This is a genomic window from Olivibacter jilunii, assembly GCF_900607235.1.
Lineage (GTDB): Bacteria > Bacteroidota > Bacteroidia > Sphingobacteriales > Sphingobacteriaceae > Olivibacter > Olivibacter oleidegradans.
Map to the genome: position 1 here is coordinate 462,226 of NZ_LR027849.1, position 13,584 is coordinate 475,809.

General features: G+C 42.9%; 18 protein-coding genes. 4 read left to right on the forward strand and 14 right to left on the reverse strand.

Annotation, left to right across the window (positions count from 1 at the left end):
• Window positions 1-45: 45 nt before the first annotated feature.
• The 7 genes from E0E36_RS07960 to E0E36_RS07990 form a co-directional block, all read right to left on the reverse strand.
• Window positions 46-357, reverse strand: a complete 312-nt coding sequence (locus E0E36_RS07960; protein ID WP_130855496.1) for a hypothetical protein — start codon at window positions 355-357, stop codon at window positions 46-48.
• A 73-nt stretch (window positions 358-430) separates the two neighbouring features.
• Window positions 431-889 carry a MauE/DoxX family redox-associated membrane protein gene (locus E0E36_RS07965; protein ID WP_130855497.1) on the reverse strand — a complete coding sequence of 153 codons (459 nt, stop codon included), beginning with the start codon at window positions 887-889 and terminating at the stop codon, window positions 431-433.
• Between the two features lie 218 nt (window positions 890-1,107).
• On the reverse strand, window positions 1,108-2,106 hold the full coding sequence (locus E0E36_RS07970; protein ID WP_130855498.1) for an AraC family transcriptional regulator: 999 nt from the start codon (window positions 2,104-2,106) through the stop codon (window positions 1,108-1,110).
• A 231-nt stretch (window positions 2,107-2,337) separates the two neighbouring features.
• Entirely contained in the window at window positions 2,338-3,333 is a 996-nt protein-coding gene (locus E0E36_RS07975; protein WP_130855499.1) for a helix-turn-helix domain-containing protein, read from the reverse strand.
• An 84-nt stretch (window positions 3,334-3,417) separates the two neighbouring features.
• Window positions 3,418-4,320: a hypothetical protein gene (locus E0E36_RS07980; RefSeq protein ID WP_130855500.1), complete on the reverse strand. Its 903-nt coding sequence runs from the start codon at window positions 4,318-4,320 to the stop codon at window positions 3,418-3,420.
• A 7-nt stretch (window positions 4,321-4,327) separates the two neighbouring features.
• On the reverse strand, window positions 4,328-4,903 hold the full coding sequence (locus E0E36_RS07985; protein WP_130855501.1) for a hypothetical protein: 576 nt from the start codon (window positions 4,901-4,903) through the stop codon (window positions 4,328-4,330).
• The gene (locus tag E0E36_RS07990; protein WP_130855502.1) at window positions 4,896-5,153 is read right to left on the reverse strand and encodes a hypothetical protein; all 258 of its coding nucleotides are present in this window, start codon (window positions 5,151-5,153) and stop codon (window positions 4,896-4,898) included. Before E0E36_RS07990 ends, E0E36_RS07985 begins: the two co-directional genes overlap by 8 nt.
• Window positions 5,154-5,379: 226 nt before the next feature.
• Here E0E36_RS07990 and E0E36_RS07995 point away from each other — a divergent pair, with 226 nt between their 5' ends.
• Window positions 5,380-6,120 carry a LytR/AlgR family response regulator transcription factor gene (locus E0E36_RS07995; protein WP_130855503.1) on the forward strand — a complete coding sequence of 247 codons (741 nt, stop codon included), beginning with the start codon at window positions 5,380-5,382 and terminating at the stop codon, window positions 6,118-6,120.
• Complete coding sequence (locus tag E0E36_RS08000; RefSeq protein ID WP_130855504.1) at window positions 6,120-7,112, forward strand: histidine kinase; 993 nt, start codon at window positions 6,120-6,122, stop codon at window positions 7,110-7,112. Before E0E36_RS07995 ends, E0E36_RS08000 begins: the two co-directional genes overlap by 1 nt.
• Window positions 7,113-7,207: 95 nt before the next feature.
• Here the strand turns inward: E0E36_RS08000 and E0E36_RS27690 are convergent, their stop codons facing one another.
• Genes E0E36_RS27690 through E0E36_RS08015 form a run of 4 tightly spaced genes read right to left on the reverse strand, consistent with a single transcriptional unit; the run spans window position 7,208 to window position 8,821 of the window.
• Entirely contained in the window at window positions 7,208-7,375 is a 168-nt protein-coding gene (locus E0E36_RS27690; RefSeq protein WP_165446941.1) for a hypothetical protein, read from the reverse strand.
• Window positions 7,356-7,592 (reverse strand): hypothetical protein, encoded by a 237-nt coding sequence (locus tag E0E36_RS08005; protein ID WP_130855505.1) that lies wholly within the window; start codon window positions 7,590-7,592, stop codon window positions 7,356-7,358. Before E0E36_RS08005 ends, E0E36_RS27690 begins: the two co-directional genes overlap by 20 nt.
• A gap of 30 nt (window positions 7,593-7,622) precedes the next feature.
• Complete coding sequence (locus E0E36_RS08010) at window positions 7,623-8,057, reverse strand: DUF5675 family protein (protein ID WP_242627162.1); 435 nt, start codon at window positions 8,055-8,057, stop codon at window positions 7,623-7,625.
• A complete protein-coding gene (locus tag E0E36_RS08015; protein ID WP_130855506.1) occupies window positions 8,054-8,821 on the reverse strand; it encodes a hypothetical protein in 768 nt (255 codons plus the stop codon). Before E0E36_RS08015 ends, E0E36_RS08010 begins: the two co-directional genes overlap by 4 nt.
• A gap of 481 nt (window positions 8,822-9,302) precedes the next feature.
• On the opposite strand from E0E36_RS08015, the gene E0E36_RS08020 reads away from it, so the two are divergent.
• Complete coding sequence (locus tag E0E36_RS08020) at window positions 9,303-9,518, forward strand: hypothetical protein (protein WP_130855507.1); 216 nt, start codon at window positions 9,303-9,305, stop codon at window positions 9,516-9,518.
• A gap of 102 nt (window positions 9,519-9,620) precedes the next feature.
• On the opposite strand, the gene E0E36_RS08025 is transcribed toward E0E36_RS08020, so the two are convergent.
• Entirely contained in the window at window positions 9,621-10,499 is an 879-nt protein-coding gene (locus E0E36_RS08025; protein WP_130855508.1) for an SDR family oxidoreductase, read from the reverse strand.
• 66 nt (window positions 10,500-10,565) lie between these two features.
• Window positions 10,566-11,165, reverse strand: coding sequence for an FMN-dependent NADH-azoreductase (locus tag E0E36_RS08030; protein WP_130855509.1), 600 nt, complete (start codon window positions 11,163-11,165; stop codon window positions 10,566-10,568).
• A gap of 123 nt (window positions 11,166-11,288) precedes the next feature.
• Between E0E36_RS08030 and E0E36_RS08035 the strand changes: the two genes are divergently transcribed.
• Window positions 11,289-11,654, forward strand: a complete 366-nt coding sequence (locus tag E0E36_RS08035; RefSeq protein WP_130855510.1) for a winged helix-turn-helix transcriptional regulator — start codon at window positions 11,289-11,291, stop codon at window positions 11,652-11,654.
• A gap of 490 nt (window positions 11,655-12,144) precedes the next feature.
• Here E0E36_RS08035 and E0E36_RS08040 read toward each other — a convergent pair whose 3' ends face one another.
• Window positions 12,145-13,575, reverse strand: a complete 1,431-nt coding sequence (locus E0E36_RS08040) for a glycoside hydrolase family 140 protein (RefSeq protein WP_130855511.1) — start codon at window positions 13,573-13,575, stop codon at window positions 12,145-12,147.
• Window positions 13,576-13,584: the final 9 nt, after the last annotated feature.

The window sequence follows — 13,584 nt, forward strand, 5'->3', positions numbered from 1 at the left end:
ATCCGCATTGTATGCGGATCAGTAATTCAGCAAGTTTAGATTATCCTAGTCTTGGAAGCTAAGATAATCCGACTGAGGCTGACTTTGAGGTTGCCCAGGCGTTTGTGCGCTGGTGTAACCTCTCGCACAGTCAGGTGAAACAAGGGGCTCGCAACCTGTAGCGGCTTCAGCATCTTCTTTCGAAATCATCCCGGTCCCGATCTGATTACCTACGACATTGTTTGCCGCATCAAACTGATACCAGTGTAATTGTTGCTGTGCCGATTTTGTCGGCGCTTTTTGAGTACTTGTAAAAGCACTACCTACCAATCCAACTACTATAGCTGCAGCTGGCAGGATTTTGATGAAGTTGTTCATGTTTTTTGATTTAGTAAAAGTTTCTATGTTGTTCCTTAGGCCACTACCTAGTAGCGATCTCCGAGGTATATACTCATGGTCCCATCTTAACCTCCTTTCTTTTTCGGTACAGAATTAACGCCCATATATTGAGAGCTATGAACGTGCAATTGAACAGTAAGTGCTGCCACCAAGAGAGTTGTTTGAAGGGAGCACCGCAGGCACAGGGTAAATGTGGCTGTGTTATAAACAAGAAGATAATATAACCGCTGAAAATGACAAGCAGCCAGAGCGACATCTTTAAACCGAATCGTCTAGTCTTTTCCAGCACTAAAAGTAATGCGGCTAATAGTTCGGATGGTATTAAGATCAGTTTGGTAGTTCCTTTAAGGAAAGGTAATAGTGGTTGTAAATCCATTTGGTTTTTAAACGTTTTATAATCCCGCAGTTTTATTCCTGCTGTCACCGCCCATAAAAGCGTTAGCAGTGTAGTGAGGATGATGACCGTCTGTTCGCTTTTCAGAAATCGTTTTAATGCGCTTGCCTTTTTCATTTTAAACTTTCTTCTTTTTACATAAGCGGGCTGCCGATTTATCCCACATATCTGTTTTCGGCAGCCGGCTGACCCATGGAACTGTTGCCTATTGTTCGGCTATACCTACCTGTCGTTTCCATGAAGTAAAGATCTTAACAAAAGGCCCCTGAGTGTTATATCAAATCGAAACCTCGCGCATGTCTTTTTCGAAACCTCTTTTTATCGTAAACCTATTTTTATTCCTTTTTTCTGTAAGTGGATGGAGGTGATCCGAAGTATTGTGCAAACTGCTTGGAGAATGGGCTGGCCTGGCTGTAACCTAAACGATGGGCCACGGTGTTGATATCCAGGCCCGCATGTTCCAGAAGCATACGGGCATAGTTGAACTTTTGTTCGGTGATATAGCGTTTCAAGCTTACCTGATAATACTTGCGGTGTATTCTGCACAGGTATTGTGTGGATACACCGAAATCGGATGCAATTTCATTGATGACCACAGGTGCCGAATAGGCAATCTTTTCGCTGATCAATTCGTGAACAGCGTCTAAGAGTTGAAGCGATTTGGAAACAATAGGTGTTTCAGGTGCTTCCAGATCGCTCAAACTGAGCGCCAGTAATTGAACCACTTTGTCATATACCACACAATCCTGCTCTACAGGCAGTCGTTTAGATTGTCTGCAAAGTGATAGAATTAGCTGCCGGTGTTTGGCTCGAATATCGAGCGCCGGTATGGTATAGCTTTCCATTAGCTGTGCACGCAGTTTCGCAAATAAGCTCTGCAATTCTTCCATGCGATGTGTGGGCCGCCGCATTAACCAATAGCTTTTAATGACAAAATAGAACAGTACGTGTTTTCCACTCGCCACTCTGAGCGAACATTCAATAGGGGGTATGTACGCAATGCGATATTCGTTATCAGGTATCTCCGTGATAAATGCTCCGCAGCGGTAACCTTCGCTGATGGTAAAGGTGCCTGCAAATGGATAGAACCAGTATAGATCATGTAAAGCAAAATGCACAGGAATGTCAAGTGCCGCCCGGGTATCTATTTGCAGAAAACTGATGAAGGCATCTTTTGCGTTATAATACTGTTCGGTAATTGAAAATACAGGATGCTTCCAGTGATTGCATGCCGCATAATCCAGTTTGTAACTCGCCGTTGCCGGGCATTTCGTGTTAAAGTCAATGTCCGGCAGATAACGATCAGGGATGTCGATATGTAACGGTTTTTCCATAAATGAGGTTCATTTAAGGTTTATCAAATACTTGAGATGCAATAGTAAGTGAATATTGCATCTCTTTTTTTATCGGAAAAATGCAAAAATGCCTGTTTAGGACAAATTTACAGCCCATTTAAAGGTTAAGGGGGGCATAAATGAACACAAAAAGGGGGCATAAGTGTTGGTTTTTGTTTATTGATAGAGCAATTATACCCTGTTTTTGATGACGGTTCAGAAGAATCTTCGTCAACTTCGGAAAAGATCATTCGGCGTGATACCGAAATGTTTGATAAACTGTCTTCGAAAGGCTCTGATTTCAGTGTAACCCATGGCATAAGCCGCTTGTAAGGGCCTAAACCCTTCCTCTTTGATTAAATGGTAAACCTCCTTTAATCTTAAATCTGTAATGTACTCTTGTAGGCTTTGGTCATAGGCCTGTTTATGGGCATAGCGTAGTTGGTAAGGGCTGATGTCAAACCGATAGGCAATTTGTGATACGGTATAGATATTGCCTATATCAATATTCTCCTTGATAAATAACCTGATTTCCGCTAAGCGTTCAACGTCCAATCGGATATGCTGCTGCCGCAGATAGAAGGCAGATCGAGCGATTACAATAAGCCGGATGATAGCCAGTGGAATTTCTCCTTCCAGTTCCAATTCATCTAATTTACGATGATGTAATAGCTTGTTTAAGTGGCGTAAAACATGTGCATCAATAGGTAACCGTAAACTAGCAGCAAATTCTTCGTGCGATTCCTTCAGTTTATCCAGTAGATCTTTTATGAAATGTAAAGAAGTATTCCGAAAGCGCAACAACAACTCTTCATCTACTACAAAATAAAAGACGAGACAATGGGTTCCTTTTTCGAAGTGGCTGTGGTGATCGCCTGACGGGACGTAAACTGCTTGATAGTTTTTTTCTTTTGGTTTTAATGGGATTTTACGGTGTTTGCAATTGACTACCAATAAATATTCGTCTTCCAATTGGTAAATCCAATAGATGTTCGGAGTGGAGCAACGTAAAATGATGGATAGATCTACGTCTGTTTTTATCTCTCCAAGGTAAAGGAAGATATGTTTGGTACGGTAGTATTGTTCTACCACAGAATAGACTTGGTGTTCCCAATAATTGCATAGGGCATAACCTAATCGATAAGTTGCGGTTTTCGGCAGCATATGATTTAAAGTTGGCTTGCCGAGTGAATTTGGAAATTCGAGTTTTATTAAAGATTCTGCCATGTTTTTTTTGATTTGATAATGAGTTGGTTGGTTTTAAGGTCATGTAAAGCCCGTGGGATACAGCACGGTTCCTCCTTTCTTTTGTTAAGCCGGCGGCTCCAGGGCGGAGGCAGCGTCTTTGGCTCGCCGACTTGCGTTAAACATAAATTGGTTTTTAGGGTAGTATTTTTTCAGGATCATTGGGCCGATAATAAAGGCCGCTATATTCCAACTGATCATAAGCATGCTGAAATGCCAAAGCCCCATAAAGTAGGCAATGAAGGCATGCATAAGGCATGTGATAGTAATCCACATAAAGCGGGGCCTCCCGCTGTACACGGCCAAGGAATAAAACTGTTCGAGCAGAACAACCAGCCAGCCTAGTATAATTGCTAACCATGGTTTGTTTGCTAGCAGCTCTAAATGCCAGCTGCCATGTGCTTGGAAATAGGGGAGGTTAGCGGCTTTCCAAACGGCTTCTCCATTCCACCAGGTGCCGCCCATGGCTTTGAGCAGACCTCCGAAAAAATAGATCAAGCACAGATGAATCTGCACTACGCGCATGTAAAGCCATAGGTAGAAACCGGGGCATCGCGGTGTTAAAGCCAGGTAAAAGAGAAGGGAAGCTCTAATAGCATCTGCTCCATAACTGTAAGACTGATTGATACTGAAGATGCTTACATCCAATAGCAATAGAAGAATCACACATGCCCGCCAGTAAGGGGTGAAGGCCAGGCCACCGCAAAGGATGAGGTAAAGACCCATAATGAACCATGTGCTTTGCGAGGCAGTGAATCCGATAGATTGTAAACCCATTATTAGGCTTTGGATGCCCAAAGCGGGAAATTGCTGCGTCATCCGCAACAGGTCTACATCAATCCATCCTTCGCTGCCGTAAACAAGCTCGAAGTCGGGCATGAGTATCAGCAGATTACTGGCGAAAACAAAAGCAAAAACTTTCCGGAGCACTTGGAAAAATGCTCGATCTACTGGGTGAAAATCTTTCATCTCGGCTTTATTTAATTAGGCAATGTTCATAAATTTTGGCGGCTCTTGCGCTTTTCCCTGCTTCTATTAGGGCTGGCGGCTCATGAAGGTAAATGGTGCAATGCAGGCTACTGGCCTGGTCCGCTTGCGCTAGCAGGTGCTTCATCAGGTTGCGTATACTAGCTTCCAGGTAACGGCGATAAAATCGGGCGGAAGCATTTTCTTCCGCCCGCTCGTGCAGATAACGTTGAAATTGGTCGAGCCATATGGCATAACGCTGCAAGCCCTCCATGCTGGCTTCCGCCGGCAACTGGTCCTGGCGCAAAAGCTTTCCCTCAGCATTGAAATACCGAAAGCTGCTCATGTATTGGCTGGCGACATGCGGTGCAAAGAAACCGTAGCCATATGCCGTGCCACTGACCAAACCGTAAAGACGGCAAGCATCGCTTGATAAAACCTTATCAATAGCTTCTTTAAAGTGTCCACTAGCCGCTTGTCTATAAATTAGGTTATAAGCGTTTATTCCACTAATACTATTTACAACCAAGATATGCAACAAGTGCAGCACGGCGCAAAATAGAAGCAGCTTTTGCTGTTTACTCATAGTTTGCCAATAAGGTTTCATACATAGCCCAATCGCCCTCAGGTTTTTGGATGGTTTCATCGCCACCACGGGTAGTGATGAACGAACGAGTTGCTGCCGTAAGGCCCATAAAATCTCTTAAATCCATTTCCGTATCGAATAAATCGATTTCGTTTGTAGGTACGTTTAAATGAGCTGTCTGCTGTGTAGCGATCCAATAGGCCATAACCATACCGGCCAAGCCTGCAAGCTTTATCATTTTCCTGTTCATAACTTTGTGATTGTTTATTTAATTTCTCGAGATGGAAGTAAATATCTAAGCTTTGAATCTAAATCGCGAAAAACTTGGACGAAATGAAAAATTAAGTCGATTTCGGTTGAATTGCTTGGATGAAATGGTTGCAAAAGGCATTTTGGTTAATTAATTGTTGTTAAATAAATCGATTTTTTTGATATTTAGCTTATTTAACGGTTTTATCACTCCTAAACATTATACCATGTTATTAAACTGCATAATTATTGATGACTCAACGGGTGCGCTTTTTCAGGCAGCCGATGCGATTAGATCTGTTCCGGAACTGCGCATGCAACACCTATTTGAACAGGTGCATGAGGCCCGCGCCTGGCTGCAAAAAAATGGTCCGGTCGATATCATTTTTACCGATGTGGAGATGCCCGAAATATCGGGTATCGAAGCGGTAGGTATCTTGAAGCCTTTTACTAAGTGGATTGTTTTTACCACGGCTTATAAAAAATATGCCTTTGAAGCTTTTGAAAAAAGTGTGGACGGTTTTATTTCTAAGCCAATAAGACCCGTTAAACTTATTCAGACGTTGGATCGCTTACAACAGCGAAACAGCAAAGCAAGCGACACCTTGCTTCGCGAAGCAAATGTTCGCTTTGTGAAAGGACTCTCCGGTAAATTGGATAGTATAGCCCTCAAGGATATTCTGTATATAGAATCCGATAGAAACTACATCCGTGTGCATACCAAAGAAGATGTGTATACAGTTCATTTAACCTTGCAAAAGGCCTATATGTCTTTACATCAGTTAATTGCTTTGGTACAAATCAGCAAATCTGCCCTGATTGCGATCGAACATGTGGTAAAGGTTTTCGGGAATTACATCACCATGGCGGACGGTAAAGAGTTTACGGTTCAGCCGAATTTTAGGGAAGCTTTTGTTCATCGGCTCCAGCTACTATCGTGGACGGCCAAACGTAATTCATCCGCCTAATGTTAACCCATTGGTATGAGCGAAGTCAACACGTTTGGGTTCACGTACTTGTGTGGCTGGTATACATAGCCTACCACGTCGGCCTATTTACGCTTTTTGAAGATGAATTGGATTATTGGGAAAATTATGTGTCTTATTTTTCGGTGAATATCCTGTTCTTCTACCTCCACGGCCGCTATGTTATCCCTCACATTTTGCGCTTGAAGGGCTGGAATGCACTTAAAATTCTATTTATACCTTTTGCTGAGTTTGCAACCTACTGCCTGGTTTATGTGTTGATTAGCTCTTTATTTGGTGATATGTATTGGGACTTTAGCACCTTTTTGCCGCTATTTGAGGTCGCTAATGCAACACCTTTTTTGCAACCTTTCTTAGCTTTTTTGTTTGTGTCTTCTTTGTATGGATTCCTTCGCTTATTCGGTTATAACCTCTTGTTGCAAGATGGACGAATAACGATCAGTTCCCATTTTCTAAACAATTTCCTGAGTGCTATTTATAGTTCAGTTGCTAAAGAGCAAAAGGCAGAAGCGCAAGAGTTGATTGTTTGGCTACAGGAACATGGCGGAATCATTGTAGACAAAGAGTACCACCGTCCGCAGCCGCTGGAAGCGGAATTGGAAGCCTTAAAAAACTTAATTGCAATGAAACGAGCGGCATCGGGAAGTTTCTTTTTCTTTAATTTAACAATCGGAGAAGGAGTGGCTTCGTTTGAACTGGCTCCTTTAACGCTACTGACTGTCGCTGAAAATATGTTTCAGCACGGCTTGGTTACCGTGGAGGATTATCCGGCCTGCCTTTCGATTACCCTTGCGGATGCTTCCTTAGTGGTACACGCAAAGAATGGAATTAACCGGGCAGCAAGGCATAAAGGCCGCCAGATAGGTTTGACGAACGTTCGGACGCGCTTGAAGCTTCATCACCGCGGTAAACATCAATTAATCATTAAAGAAAGTAAGGAAGTGTTTGAATTGTATTTGCGTGTTTGGGGGTAGGCGCTTGTATTGATACTTAAACGAACAGTGAATTGTTTCATTGTGGGAGACGTTAAAATAAGGAAGCGGATTTTTTACAAACCCACTTCCTGTAACTATTTTCCCTTGCGCCATTTTTGAAGCAGGTAGCTTACCAAAAAGCTGATGGTAGCACCAAGAGCTGCTAAAACAATGGTACGCAACAGCTCTTGTGTACTGATAAAGGGTAGGGTACTGCAAACTGTACCGCTTACCGTACCGATGCTAAGCCCCGTCTTTTTCATCAACAAGCTCGCTTTTTGTTGTGGATTCCTTTTCCTTTTCGAATAAGCCATCGATTAGGCTGATGGCTAACACGGCATACTTGGCTCCCTGAATTAATTTAATGGGAAGTTTTAAGGGCGAAGCTAAAATTAACTGCGCTGCTAAATGAATGCCGCTTTTCAGCTGTTTTAAGGTATTCTTTTTACTTTCTTCTTTTGAAATATTCGGATTATTCATAATGGTTTTTTAATCTTGAATTAACTGTTATTACTCCTGTTCCCATTGGATTTCGACGATCCAGAGGTATTCCTGTATATTAAGAAATACTTCTTCTCCGCGTTCTAAGGCTGGATAAACGAGATCCTTCAAGGCCTGCAAGGCTTTTCTGCTGTAAGTGCCTTTACCGTAACCGGTATGCTCGCTAACGGGTGCAATGCAGCCTTGTAGTTCGCTTAACGCGAAATTGGCTGGATGGATCAGGATGGCTTCGCGCCCCGGTACATTCGGAATGGCTAGCTGATCACCGTGCTTCTGGTGCATTCGGCGGATCAATCTGTAGGTTCCGGTGGGTATGCAGCTGACGCGCTTTTTGTTATTACGCCACGGAAGCTCAATGGTTTTGCAAACAGGTTTGCCCTCATAAGAGAGCAAACCGTTTGTTCCTTCAGGATGATAGGTCCTGAGAAGAGATAACATCATCATATGGTATCGATTTTGACAATGCTAAGTGAATTGAAGGCGCCGTTGTTAAGCGGGTAGTGCTTACCGTTAACCTCTTGATAAAAGGAAACACCGAAACCCAAAAACAGCGGCAGTTCGCCAATGCTCGCGGGTGCAAGGCTGGTACTCAACTCCGTCGCCTCGATCAGTGCATTGAGCGGCCATAAGTCGCTTTCCTGCATGTCGAATGCATAATCGCTCTCTTCACCGGCACTGAAATCAACTGCAGCAAGTGCCGCACTGAACTGAAAATGCGTAGCGCCCGCTGGCTTGGCAATTTTTACCGCCGGGTCAAGCGCTTTCAGCGAAACACCGCCTGTTCCGGTACTGCGGTCAATAACGCTTTCCACCTTTTCAAACAATGTATTGGATAGCAGTGCTGCGGCATTGAAGCTGAAACGGTTCAGAATGCCGAGATTTTCATCCAGTATCTTGCGTTCCCCGCGATCGCTTACCGCATCCGCTTTGAGCACCCGCATCATCCGGCTGTTCAAGCGGTTAGGCATGCGCGAATCGGACGTGAGCTGAATGAAGGCACGAAAGGCATCCCGCAGTTTCTTTGCCGATGCATTGGCCCGGCCAAATTCGGCATTGTTTTCGCGCGTCCGCTGAAACTTGGGATCGCTAGCGATACGGCTGGCGCTTACACCGCCTTTCTCTCTTGCTTGATATCCATCTTTGGTTTTGTAGAAGGTCAAATCCCCGATTCTTCCTTCTAATTTGACGAAACTTTTCTGTCTTGCCATGATTGTAAAAATTAGCTACCGTCTTACGGAACCCACTATTCGCTTTATCGACGGGCCCTGTCCGACAAAGGAAAATCGGGCTCTTGAATTGGGTAGCGTTTAACAACAAGACAAAGGTGCAAGGAATAAAAATAGGGGCGGTCGCGTGTATACCGCTGGGTCGCTAATGGTGCTATTTAGGCTTCTTTTTTCCTTAATGTCGCTTTTATACCCAAATAAACCTTGCCCGTTTCTATACTGCCCGTTATTTTTGAAACTAAGGGAGAGATCTGGTTTACTAGGGGCTTCCTTCGGGTCCTATCCGCCGCCTATTCACGGTATATACACGCTATATTCGCCTTTAGGGTAGTAAAAACGGGCTTTTAGCGGCAAAGTAGCGGGTGGATATCGGCTAAAGAGGGGGTGAGGCATCTCTCCGGATAATATGTTTTTGTGAACCTTAGTCTTCGTTTAGGAAGCGAAGACTCCAAACCTGTATGTTATGAATCAGCACAGACTTTATATTTACCCCAAGGATGTTACGATCATTACCGGAAAAGGTATCCGCCATGCACAACGGCTGCTGCGGACGGTCCATGTGGCTTTAGGTAAGCGACCTCACCAACCTGTTACTTTTCCTGAATTTGCCAGATATATGGGGCTCGACGAACAGGCCGTGCGGGAAGCCTGTATTGGCACCGTTGTAAAGAAAGAATGAAATAACTGACTATCGGGTAACATTAGCGAAATCATTTATTCCCCGATAAGTGCTGTCAAAATCTGACAGCACTTTATTTTCAAAGTTTCGATAGGGAGCAGGTCAGCTATAAATCTGTTTTAAAAATTCACGAACGGATGTTGGCTTCCTGCCCAATAACATGGTCAATGCTTCATCATTTTTATCCAGGCTGTGCGCTGCCAATGCTGCGGCCCACATGGCAAACATGCCAATATACAGCTGCGGAACTCCGGCATTTTCCAGCATTGTTTTAAATTCACCCATTTCGGGAGATTTATAATGGATATCCCGGTCCAATACTGCGGAAATTTCCCCGGCTATGGTTTTAAAACCAACCGATTCGGTATGGGTCAGTGTATAAGTTTTACCTTTATGCCCGTCGGTAGTTAAAACGTTGGCAGCGGCTTCCGCCAGTTCTTCCCGAAGCACCCAGCTTGCTTTTCCTTCCCCGGCAGGAAAAACGATTGTTCCGTTTTCAGCGACCTTATCTCCGATAAATACCGGAATCATTTCAGCATAAATACCGTTCTGAAGTATCGTGTATTCCATGCCGCTTTCCTTTAAATACTGTTCGGACTCAACATGTGAATTTTGAAAGCTGCTTATGGGCGAACCTTCAAACCCTGGTTTTCTTACAAAGGATGTATATACAAGATGTTTTACGCCTGCTTCCTTAGCAGCCCTGATCGCATTTTTGTGATGTTGGGTACGGTTCTCCATGGCTCCTCTATCATTGCTGGAAACCAATAACAATCTCTCCACATCTTGAAAGGCTTTTACCATAGATGTATGATCGGCATAATCACCCTCTCTTACCTGAACACCCTGTTCCTTTAAACGACCTGCCCTGGCTGAATCTCTGACCAAAACGGAAATTTCCGAAGGATGTACTCCATTTTTCACTAAATGCTCAACCGCTTTTGAGCCGAACCGGCCCGTTGCTCCCGTAACTAAAATCATATTTTGTTTTTTAAGTTTTAATGATCCCTTTTTTCTATTTTTTTGAGTTTTGTGTTCCTAGATTGTTTATGCTATAACAATACTTTCAATTCCTTTCCGTATAGCATCTTCCGGTCCCAGTATTGCCTGGGCGTCTGCCCTGAAAATATTGGCAACCTCAATTCCCATAAGCTCAAGGAAAAACCGAACATAATTGGTCGTAAAATCGAAGGCCTTCAATTCTCCTTCCGTATATATTCCACCGGATGAGGTTACTATATACGCAATTTTATCTTTCAGTAATCCTTCCGGTAAAGCTCCTTTTCCGGTATAACGGAATGTAAGTCCGGGCCTGGCGATCTGGTCAAAGTACGCTTTCAATGTTGAAGGGATATTCCAATTGTACATCGGTGCTTCAACTATTAAAATGTCAGCTTCGATCAGATCAGTAATGGCCCGATCGGAAATGGCTATTTCTCGTTGCTGCTCATCTGTCCGGTTTTCAGTAGATGTAAAGAAGGCATTGATATGGGATTCGCTTAAATGCGGAATTGTATTGAGATCGTATTCCTTAATTTCCACATGCTGAAATTTTTCTTTTAATTTTTCAGCCACTTTTTTTCCCAGCATTCTACTCGCAGAATTAGCTTTTTTCGGACTTGAAATTATGTGCAATATTTTTTTCATTTCTTTACCTCTTTTAAAACAGGGTGTTGCAAAATTAGCTATATTAGCTAACCGAATTATAGTAGTTACATTAAAGTAAGTAGTAACTTTTGGGTTAGTTGCTAAAAGAAAAAACAGAAGGGAATGGCGACAAATAAATTGGAATATTCACAGATACAGTGCAAAAATCGGCTGTCATCAACCGAAGATGCTTTATATGTTCTTGGCGGCAGGTGGACAATAAGGGTGATGATCGCAATTTTGGGGGGACATACCAGGTTCAACGATATACAGCGTACTTTAAAGGGTATTTCTGCAAAAATGCTTTCAAGCGAATTGAAAAAATTGGAAGTAAATCTTTTAGTTGAAAGAAATGTATATGCCGATCAAACGCCGGTCGTCGTAGAATATATACCTACCGAATACAGTAAATCATTAAAAGATATCATTACTGCTTTAGCTCAATGGGGAGCTCAGCATAAAAGGAAAATCACATCTGACGGTAGTTGATATTAAGGCAAAAGGGCCACAGGTTAGCTGGCATATTGCATTTGATTTATTTTTCCGGAATATGGCTTCCTATATCGGATTTTTTTTGATTTCGAACCTGTACTCCATATCCTTATTGTTCATCCACAAGCTGGTTCAAGAAGGAAAACTAGCAGAAGCACTTTCGATAAACGACGCACAGGAATCTAGGTTAACGGATATGTGTTACGTGGTACCGAGAAAGTTATGTGCCATATATCGAAGCAATCAAAATCGGACAGACTAATCTAGTTTTTGAGTTGTTGGAAAAAAATGCCGAAATTTAATCGCAGCAATTGTGATGTAATAGATATAAAACCTATAACTTTTTTTCACGATAAAAGCCGCACTATGAAGTCAGTGTTAATAGGCAATAAATATGAAATCCTACTCCTTGCGTTGGCGCAGCATTTATTCCTGTCACCTATATTTACTATCTACCCCAAGCTAGGAAGGTCAATGATAGAGCTCGCTACTTAAAATGCTTTTTTTCGTCTAGAACGAGTAACCAGTCTTGATCCCGACCTTGAGTGGGAGGTGTAAAGGTTGTCGGACACCGATTGCTATATTCTCCAATATAAAGAAAACGGCCGTCTTTGGGTTGATACCATTGTGCGCGTACGGTAGATTTAAATCCGGTGAGGTCTATACGTAGCGATTGGCCAATAGCAGCGTATACTAAAGCAAAGCTGTAGTCATTAGCCCTGGCAGCACTAATATAGGTGCTGTCTTTACCATATTCGCTCAAAATCATCGTGGTGTCTGGTACAAGCTTTGCAAAGCTCCGTAGCTCGAAAAGGTTTTTTAAGGCGGACATTGACTTAGCCCCTGGGCGATGTAACGCCGTTTTCCAATCATATAAGCAAGGAATAGCCGTCGAATCTCCTGCGGAAAAAAACTGCCAAATGGCGTTGTTGCCATACGTATAGCCGCACGCTCCAGATAAAATGTTCCAATAGGCATGTACCCGTACATCGTAATCAGTAAAATAGCCTTGTTTAAAATACTCCTTATTACGTATAAATCCATCTGCGTCTACTACTTGATTGGGCAACTTCGCTTTACCATCCCAACGAATAAAATCCCAAAACCGAATAGGTATATCTTCATAAGCGGGTTCAACATCGATAAAGGGCTTAAGCGGCTGTATAGAATAATGATAGGAAGCGAAGTTGTAAACGGGGAAATAGGGGCGGGCGTGTCCGCTTTGATAACTGTTAAATGATAGCCAAGATTCGTTATGAAACCAGTGGGATGATGATGATTCGCCAGCGGGATGATAACTTATAATTGCGTTGCTGCCCATACCGTCCTGTATTCCCGTAGCCATGCTCTTCCAGATAGCTACAACGGTCGTGTCAGCTACGTTTCTATCGCCTCCGAGCATCCAAATAACAGGCTTATTCTGATACCGCTTTCCTAAATATTTTCCGTAAGTGTAGGCATTTTCTTTATTGAAGATAACAGGCCCTTGACCAGGGCGGTTAGATTTTACCTTATCCCCCCATGTTGGTAAGAGAGCCATATAAAGGCCTAATTGCTCAGCTTTGTTTATCAGCCTATCTATCTGCTTAAAGTACGCTTCATTAGGGGTTTCCGGATTAAGATTGTGCAAAGGTCTTTCTCCATAATAATTCGGAGTTCTTAAGCCATTGTTTTCCGAAAGTATCACCGCTTGGATTACCGTAAACCCTTGCTCAGCCCGTGTTTCCAAATAATACTCGGCATCGGTCACATTTAACTTATGAAACAGCTCCCAAGCGGTATCCCCAATCCACAGAAAAGGCTTGTTATTGTGTGCTAGGTAGCGATGATTGGCACTGATATGTAATTGCCCCAAAAGAAGTTGGGGCAACAGGAGCCATTGAACAATTATAAGAAGTTTAATTTTATTTTTTTGCATATTAATCGG

What these genes read in the sequence shown, in the direction of transcription:
- E0E36_RS07960 (WP_130855496.1), bottom strand. Translation starts at nt 357, where the DNA reads ATGAACAACTTCATCAAAATCCTGCCAGCTGCAGCTATAGTAGTTGGA.
- E0E36_RS07965 (WP_130855497.1), bottom strand. Translation starts at nt 889, where the DNA reads ATGAAAAAGGCAAGCGCATTAAAACGATTTCTGAAAAGCGAACAGACG.
- E0E36_RS07970 (WP_130855498.1), bottom strand. Translation starts at nt 2,106, where the DNA reads ATGGAAAAACCGTTACATATCGACATCCCTGATCGTTATCTGCCGGAC.
- E0E36_RS07975 (WP_130855499.1), bottom strand. Translation starts at nt 3,333, where the DNA reads ATGGCAGAATCTTTAATAAAACTCGAATTTCCAAATTCACTCGGCAAG.
- E0E36_RS07980 (WP_130855500.1), bottom strand. Translation starts at nt 4,320, where the DNA reads ATGAAAGATTTTCACCCAGTAGATCGAGCATTTTTCCAAGTGCTCCGG.
- E0E36_RS07985 (WP_130855501.1), bottom strand. Translation starts at nt 4,903, where the DNA reads ATGAGTAAACAGCAAAAGCTGCTTCTATTTTGCGCCGTGCTGCACTTG.
- E0E36_RS07990 (WP_130855502.1), bottom strand. Translation starts at nt 5,153, where the DNA reads ATGAACAGGAAAATGATAAAGCTTGCAGGCTTGGCCGGTATGGTTATG.
- E0E36_RS07995 (WP_130855503.1), top strand. Translation starts at nt 5,380, where the DNA reads ATGTTATTAAACTGCATAATTATTGATGACTCAACGGGTGCGCTTTTT.
- E0E36_RS08000 (WP_130855504.1), top strand. Translation starts at nt 6,120, where the DNA reads ATGTTAACCCATTGGTATGAGCGAAGTCAACACGTTTGGGTTCACGTA.
- E0E36_RS27690 (WP_165446941.1), bottom strand. Translation starts at nt 7,375, where the DNA reads ATGAAAAAGACGGGGCTTAGCATCGGTACGGTAAGCGGTACAGTTTGC.
- E0E36_RS08005 (WP_130855505.1), bottom strand. Translation starts at nt 7,592, where the DNA reads ATGAATAATCCGAATATTTCAAAAGAAGAAAGTAAAAAGAATACCTTA.
- E0E36_RS08010 (WP_242627162.1), bottom strand. Translation starts at nt 8,057, where the DNA reads ATGATGATGTTATCTCTTCTCAGGACCTATCATCCTGAAGGAACAAAC.
- E0E36_RS08015 (WP_130855506.1), bottom strand. Translation starts at nt 8,821, where the DNA reads ATGGCAAGACAGAAAAGTTTCGTCAAATTAGAAGGAAGAATCGGGGAT.
- E0E36_RS08020 (WP_130855507.1), top strand. Translation starts at nt 9,303, where the DNA reads ATGAATCAGCACAGACTTTATATTTACCCCAAGGATGTTACGATCATT.
- E0E36_RS08025 (WP_130855508.1), bottom strand. Translation starts at nt 10,499, where the DNA reads ATGATTTTAGTTACGGGAGCAACGGGCCGGTTCGGCTCAAAAGCGGTT.
- E0E36_RS08030 (WP_130855509.1), bottom strand. Translation starts at nt 11,165, where the DNA reads ATGAAAAAAATATTGCACATAATTTCAAGTCCGAAAAAAGCTAATTCT.
- E0E36_RS08035 (WP_130855510.1), top strand. Translation starts at nt 11,289, where the DNA reads ATGGCGACAAATAAATTGGAATATTCACAGATACAGTGCAAAAATCGG.
- E0E36_RS08040 (WP_130855511.1), bottom strand. Translation starts at nt 13,575, where the DNA reads ATGCAAAAAAATAAAATTAAACTTCTTATAATTGTTCAATGGCTCCTG.